This is a genomic window from Pseudomonas sp. B7(2017) (assembly GCF_002112745.1).
GTDB classification, from domain to species: domain Bacteria; phylum Pseudomonadota; class Gammaproteobacteria; order Pseudomonadales; family Pseudomonadaceae; genus Aquipseudomonas; species Aquipseudomonas ekonensis.
Window position 1 is genome coordinate 1 of record NZ_NEIP01000032.1, and the last position, 7,067, is coordinate 7,067.

Genomic DNA, 7,067 nt, shown 5'->3' on the forward strand with positions numbered 1-7,067 from the left:
AACGACCCGGGCACCGGGGTGATGCGTCACGCCGATGCCGGTTACCAGATTGCGATCGACTGCGCCAAAGAGCAGGGCCTGAACCTGCCGATGATCACTGGCGGCAAGTAACGCAAATCCCTGTGGGAGCTGGCTTGCCAGCGATTGCGGCGGCACTGCTGGAATTGATGTTTAAAGTGCCTACGTCATCGCTGGCAAGCCAGCTCCCACAGGAATCGAGTAAGCCCGACAGAACAATTAAAACAATCCACAGAGGTTGAATCATGGCAGGCAACACCGATCGTGCAGGCAACAAACCGTTGATCGAAAGGCGTTCGATCGACTACATCCCGGAAGCGGAAAGACACGGTCGTCTGTTCAGTCAGTTCACCCTGTGGATGGGTGCCAACCTGCAAATCACCGCGATTGTCACCGGGGCCCTGGCCGTGGTGCTGGGCGGCGATGTGTTCTGGTCTTTGATCGGTCTGCTGATCGGTCAACTGCTGGGCGGCGGGGTGATGGCGCTGCACGCGGCGCAAGGGCCCAAGCTCGGCCTGCCGCAGATGATTTCCAGCCGGGTGCAGTTCGGCGTCTACGGCGCGGCGATTCCGATCGTGCTGGTGTGCCTGATGTACCTCGGCTTCACCGCCACCGGGACGGTGTTGTCCGGTCAGGCGCTGGGCCAGTTGTTCGGGGTCAGCGACACCGTCGGCATCCTCCTTTTCGCCAGCGTCATCGTCGTGGTCACGGTGCTCGGCTATCGGGTGATTCACTGGATCGGCCGCATCGCCAGCGCCATTGGCGTGATCGCTTTCGTTTATCTGTTCAGCCGTCTAATGAGTCAGGTGGACGTCGGCGCGCTTCTTGAAATCCGCCACTTCAGCTGGAGCAGTTTCCTGCTGGCGGTGTCGCTCGCGGCCTCCTGGCAGATCGCTTTCGGCCCGTACGTGGCGGACTACTCGCGCTACCTGCCGAGCAAGGTGTCTTCGGTGAAGACCTTCTTCGCCGCCGGTGCAGGTTCGGTGATCGGCGCGCAGGTGGCGATGATCCTCGGTGTGTTCGCGGCCGCTTCGGCCAACGGGCAATTCGCCGGTCATGAAGTCGCCTACATCGTCGGTCTGGGCGGAACCGGTGCCACCGCCGCGCTGCTGTACTTCAGCATCGCGTTCGGCAAGGTCACCATCTCCACGCTGAACTCCTACGGCAGCTTCATGTGCATCGCGACCATCATCAGCGGCTTCCGTGGCCACCTGACGGTCACCCGCATGCAGCGCCTGGTGTTCGTGCTGGTGATCGTCGGCGCCGCGACCCTGATCGCGCTGCTCGGCCAGCATTCGTTCCTGGGGGCGTTCAAGTCGTTCATCCTGTTCCTGCTGGCGTTCTTCACGCCCTGGAGCGCCATCAACCTGGTGGACTACTACTGCATCACCCGCGAGCGCTACGACGTGCCGGCGCTGGCCGATCCGAACGGCCGCTACGGCCGCTGGAACGTGCTGGGCATCAGCGTCTATGTGTTCGGTGTGCTGGTGCAGCTGCCGTTCATCTCGACCAAGTTCTACACCGGCCCGCTGGTGGCCGCCCTGGGCGATGTGGACATTTCCTGGATCATCGGCCTGGTGCTTCCCGCCGGCCTCTACTATGTGTGTGCCAAGAAGTGGCACGGTGCAGTGCCCGATCGCCTGATTCTGCCCCTCGAGCAGAACAGCGCCGTACAACCTAAAACAAGCGGGGCCGGTCGCGCTGCGGCGCAGGCCTGATTTGGACGTGGACAGGGCTGGATGCCTCTTGACTGCCGTAAGCCAATTCATGATTAGGAGCGTCACAACAATGAAATCGAACAAGACCCTGCTGACCACTCTGCTTTCCATGGGCCTTCTGGCCAGCGCCGGCGCCACCCAGGCCGCCGGCTGGTGCGAATCCGGCAAACCGGTGAAGTTCGCCGGCCTGAACTGGGAAAGCGGCATGCTGCTGACCGACGTGCTGCAAGTGGTGCTGGAGAAAGGCTACGACTGCAAGACCGACAGCCTGCCGGGCAACTCCATCACCATGGAGAACGCCCTGAGCAGCAACGATATCCAGATCTTCGCCGAGGAGTGGGTCGGCCGCAGCGAGGTCTGGAACAAGGCTGAGAAGGCCGGCAAGGTCGTCGGCGTCGGTGCCCCTGTGGTGGGCGCCATCGAAGGCTGGTACGTGCCGCGCTACGTGATCGAGGGCGACGCCAAGCGCAAGCTCGAAGCCAAGGCGCCGGACCTCAAGCACATCGCTGACCTTGGTAAGTACTCGGCGATCTTCAAGGACGCCGAAGAACCGTCCAAGGGCCGCTTCTACAACTGCCCCGCCGGCTGGACCTGCGAGCTGGACAACACCGAGATGCTCAAGAGCTACGGCCTGGAGAGCAGCTACACCAACTTCCGCCCGGGCACCGGTCCCGCGCTGGATGCGGCGGTGCTGTCGAGCTACAAGCGCGGCGAGCCGATCCTGTTCTACTACTGGTCGCCGACCCCGCTGATGGGCCAGATCGACGCGGTGAAGCTGGAAGAGAAGGCCGGCGTCGACAAGAGCGTGACCATCAAGGTCGGCCTGTCCAAGACCTTCCACGACGAGGCGCCGGAGCTGGTGTCCGTGCTGGAGAAGGTCAACCTGCCGATCGACCTGCTGAACCAGAACCTGGGCCGCATGGCGAAGGAACGCATCGAGTCGCCGAAGCTGGCGAAAATCTTCCTCAAGGAACATCCTGAAGTCTGGCACGCGTGGGTCAGTGAAGACGCTGCCAAGAAAATCGACGCGGCGCTGTAGGTCGAATTCCTCCCGGCCAACCGAGAGGCTGGCCGGGGTGTTCGCCGCAATCGCTTGACTGAGTTTTCTGATTGAGAGCCGCTTATGTTTCCCGAAAGCTTTACCTTTTCCATCGCCGACTGGGTCAACGGTTGGGTCGACAAACTGGTCACCAACTACGGCGACGTGTTCCGCCACATCTCCGACACCCTGCTCTGGGCCATCGTCAACCTTGAGGGCCTGCTGCGCGCCGTGCCGTGGTGGCTGATGCTGGCCATCGTCGCCGGCATCGCCTGGCACGCCACCCGCAAGGTGGTCACCACCGGCGTGATCGTCGGCCTGCTGTTCCTGGTCGGTGCCGTCGGCCTGTGGGACAAGCTCATGCAGACCCTGGCGCTGATGCTGGTGGCGACGCTGATCTCGGTGCTGATCGGCGTGCCGCTGGGGATCCTCTCGGCGCGCAGCGACCGTCTGCGCTCGGTGCTGATGCCGCTGCTCGACATCATGCAGACCATGCCCAGCTTCGTGTACCTGATTCCGGTGCTGATGCTGTTCGGCCTGGGCAAGGTGCCGGCGATCTTCGCCACCGTGATCTACGCTGCGCCGCCGCTGATCCGCCTGACCGACCTTGGCATCCGCCAGGTCGACGGCGAAGTGATGGAGGCGATCAACGCCTTCGGCGCCAACCGCTGGCAGCAACTGTTCGGCGTGCAGCTGCCACTGGCCCTGCCGAGCATCATGGCCGGGATCAACCAGACCACGATGATGGCCCTGTCCATGGTGGTGATCGCCTCGATGATCGGCGCCCGCGGCCTTGGCGAAGACGTGCTGGTGGGCATCCAGACCCTCAACGTCGGACGCGGCCTCGAAGCCGGTCTGGCCATCGTGATTCTCGCTGTGGTCATCGACCGCATTACCCAGGCCTACGGTCGTGCGCGGCATGAGGTGAGCAAATGAGCAACGCAACCGTGAGCAAGATCGAAGTCAAGAACGTCTTCAAGATTTTCGGCAACCGCGCCAAGGATGCGCTGGCCATGGTCGGCCAGGGCAAGACCAAGGAGCAGGTGCTCAACGAGACCGGTTGCGTGGTCGGGGTCAACGACTTGTCCCTGAGCATCGGCACCGGCGAGATCTTCGTGATCATGGGGCTGTCCGGCTCCGGCAAGTCGACCCTGGTGCGCCACTTCAACCGCCTGATCGACCCCACCAGCGGCGCGATCCTGGTGGACGGCGTGGACATCCTGCAGTACGACATGGACGCCTTGCGCGAATTTCGCCGGCACAAGATCAGCATGGTGTTCCAGAGCTTCGGCCTGCTGCCGCACAAGAGCGTGCTGGACAACGTCGCCTACGGCCTGAAGGTGCGCGGCGAAAGCAAGCAGCTGTGCACCGAACGTGCGCTGCACTGGATCAACACCGTGGGCCTCAAGGGCTACGAAAACAAATACCCGCACCAGCTCTCCGGCGGCATGCGCCAGCGCGTCGGCCTGGCCCGGGCGTTGGCGGCGGACACCGACATCATCCTGATGGACGAGGCGTTCAGCGCCCTCGACCCGCTGATCCGCGCCGAGATGCAGGACCAGTTGCTGGAGCTGCAGAAGACCCTGCACAAGACCATCGTGTTCATCACCCACGACCTCGACGAGGCCGTGCGCATCGGCAACCGCATCGCGATCCTCAAGGACGGCCGCCTGATCCAGGTCGGCACGCCGAAGGAAATCCTGCACTCGCCGGCGGACGAATACGTGGACCGCTTCGTGCAGCGGCGGGCGGCGGTGGTCTGATCTGAATTTTGCGGTGGTCTGACGGGCCCCGTCGCCGGCAAGCCAGCTCCCCCAGGGATCGTGTGATCACTGAGATACCTGTGGGAGCTGACTTGCCAGCGATGAGGCCAGTAGCGCTGCATCCCTATCAAGGTTGAGGTTTTAGATGTCCCAGGCTGAAAAAATCGTTATCGCCGACGCCCCGATGCGTTGGCAGGATGTGGTCGCCGTGGCCCGTCACGGTGCGCCGCTCGAGTTGTCGGCCAGCGCCTGGGCACGCATCGAGAACGCCCAGGCCATCGTCCAGCGCATCGTCGAAAGCGGCGAACGCGCCTATGGCGTGAACACTGGCCTCGGTGCGCTGTGCAACGTGTCGCTCAGGGACGAACAGCTCAGCCAGCTGTCGCGCAACACCCTGCTCAGCCATGCCTGCGGCGTCGGCCCGGTGCTGGCCGACGAGCAGACGCGGGCGATCCTGTGCGCGGCCATCCGCAACTTCAGCCAGGGCAAGTCCGGCGTGCACCGCCGGGTGGTCGAGGCGCTGCTGGCGCTGCTCAACCGCGGCATCACCCCGCAGGTGCCGTCCCAGGGCTCGGTGGGCTACCTGACCCACATGGCCCACATCGGCATCGCGCTGCTGGGCGTGGGCAACGTCAGCTACCGCGGGCAGATCGTCGCCGCGCAGCAGGCGCTGGCCGAAGAGGGCCTGCAGCCGGTGCAGTTGGGGGCGAAGGACGGGCTGTGCCTGGTCAACGGCACGCCGTGCATGACCGGCCTGAGCTGCCTGGCCATCGCCGACGCCACGCGTCTGGTGCAATGGGCCGACGTGATCGGCGCCATGAGCTTCGAGGCCCAGCGCGGCCAGATCGCCGCGTTCGACGCCGAGATCATCGCGCTCAAGCCGCACCCCGGCATGCAGCAGGTGGGCGTCAACCTGCGGGCGCTGCTCGACGGCAGCGAGGTGATCGCGTCGAGCAAGGGCATCCGCACCCAGGACGCCTTGAGCATCCGTTCGATTCCCCAGGTGCACGGCGCGGCGCGCGACCAGTTGGCGCACGCGGTCCGCCAGGTGGAGACCGAACTCAACGGCTGCACCGACAACCCGTTGCTGCTGGGCACGCCGGACGATTTCCGGGTGATGTCCCAGGCCAACCCGCACGGGCAGTCGGTGGCGCTGGCGGCGGACCTGCTGGCCATCGCCATGGCCGAGGTCGGCTCGATCGCCGAGCGGCGCCTGGATCGTCTGGTCAACCCGCACGTCAGCGGCCTGCCGGCGTTCCTGGTGGCCAACCCTGGGGTGAACTCCGGGATGATGATCGTGCAGTACGTCGCCGCGTCGCTGTGCGCGGAGAACCGCCAGTTGGCGCAACCGGCGGTGCTCGACAACTATGTGACCTCGGGCCTTCAGGAAGACCACCTGAGCATGGGCACCAACGCCGCGCTCAAGCTGCACCGCGCACTGGAGAACTGCACGCAGATCCTCGCCATCGAATACCTGCTGGCGGCCCAGGCCTTCGAGTTCCTGAAAGAACAGCGCTTCGGTGTCGGCACCGGCAAGGCCTGGCGGTTGCTGCGCGAGCACGTGCCGGCCTACGACCAGGATCGTTGGCTGGCGCCGGACATTGCCCGTGCGGCCGGTGTCCTGAAAGCCCCGGAACTGTTGCGCAAGGCCTTGCCCGACGTGAACTGATTCCCCCGCAAACCAGCGTGCCAAGGCGCCGGCCCGCCCACAAGGCGGGAAGCGACGGACAACGGAACTCTCCGGAGCGTCTGGTGAATGAACAAGAACCTCTCAAAAGGAGCACAAGCATGACCGCGCTGAACCTGATTCCCGGCCAACTGACCCTGGCTCAACTGCGTGACGTCTACCAGAGCCCCGTCACGCTGACCCTCGACGACAGCGCCTCGGCGCCGATCGACGCCAGCGTCGCCTGCGTCGAGCGGATCATCGCCGAGAACCGCACCGCCTACGGCATCAACACCGGTTTCGGCCTGCTGGCCTCGACCCGCATCGCCAGCGCCGATCTTGAGAACCTCCAGCGTTCCCTGGTGCTGTCCCACGCCGCCGGCGTCGGCGAGCCGGTCAGCGACGCGCTGTGCCGCCTGATCATGGTGCTCAAGGTCAACAGCCTGAGCCGCGGCTTCTCCGGCATCCGCCGGCAGGTGATCGACGCGCTGATCGCGCTGGTCAACGCCGAGGTCTACCCGCACATCCCGCTCAAGGGGTCGGTCGGCGCTTCCGGCGACCTCGCGCCGCTGGCGCACATGTCGCTGGTGCTGCTGGGCGAGGGCAAGGCGCGCCACAAGGGCGAATGGCTGCCGGCCGTCGAAGCCCTGAAGGTCGCCGGCCTCAAGCCGCTGACCCTGGCGGCGAAGGAGGGCCTGGCGCTGCTCAACGGCACCCAGGTGTCCACCGCGTTCGCCCTGCGCGGGCTGTTCGAGGGCGAGGATCTGTTCGCCGGCGCGCTGGCCGTGGGCGGCCTGACCGTCGAGGCGGTGCTCGGCTCGCGTTCGCCGTTCGACGCGCGCATCCACGCCGCCCGTGGCCAG

General features: G+C 65.1%; 7 protein-coding genes. All 7 read left to right on the forward strand.

Features of this window, described 5'->3' with window-relative positions; translation table 11 throughout:
* The coding region (locus CAG29_RS28880) for a hypothetical protein (protein WP_256575613.1) at positions 1-111 on the forward strand (111 nt) is incomplete at its 5' end.
* 152 nt (positions 112-263) lie between these two features.
* Positions 264-1,736, forward strand: a complete 1,473-nt coding sequence (locus CAG29_RS27850; RefSeq protein ID WP_085695451.1) for a cytosine permease — start codon at positions 264-266, stop codon at positions 1,734-1,736.
* 70 nt (positions 1,737-1,806) lie between these two features.
* The gene (locus CAG29_RS27855; RefSeq protein ID WP_085586961.1) at positions 1,807-2,775 is read left to right on the forward strand and encodes an ABC transporter substrate-binding protein; all 969 of its coding nucleotides are present in this window, start codon (positions 1,807-1,809) and stop codon (positions 2,773-2,775) included.
* A gap of 84 nt (positions 2,776-2,859) precedes the next feature.
* Entirely contained in the window at positions 2,860-3,711 is an 852-nt protein-coding gene (locus CAG29_RS27860) for a proline/glycine betaine ABC transporter permease (protein ID WP_085586962.1), read from the forward strand.
* Complete coding sequence (locus tag CAG29_RS27865; protein WP_085586963.1) at positions 3,708-4,538, forward strand: glycine betaine/L-proline ABC transporter ATP-binding protein; 831 nt, start codon at positions 3,708-3,710, stop codon at positions 4,536-4,538. The genes CAG29_RS27860 and CAG29_RS27865 overlap by 4 nt, the downstream gene beginning before the upstream one ends.
* 145 nt (positions 4,539-4,683) lie before the next feature.
* Positions 4,684-6,207, forward strand: coding sequence for a histidine ammonia-lyase (gene hutH / locus CAG29_RS27870; RefSeq protein ID WP_085695452.1), 1,524 nt, complete (start codon positions 4,684-4,686; stop codon positions 6,205-6,207).
* A gap of 119 nt (positions 6,208-6,326) precedes the next feature.
* A partial coding sequence (locus CAG29_RS27875; RefSeq protein WP_170930463.1) for an aromatic amino acid lyase occupies positions 6,327-7,067 on the forward strand: 741 nt, incomplete at its 3' end.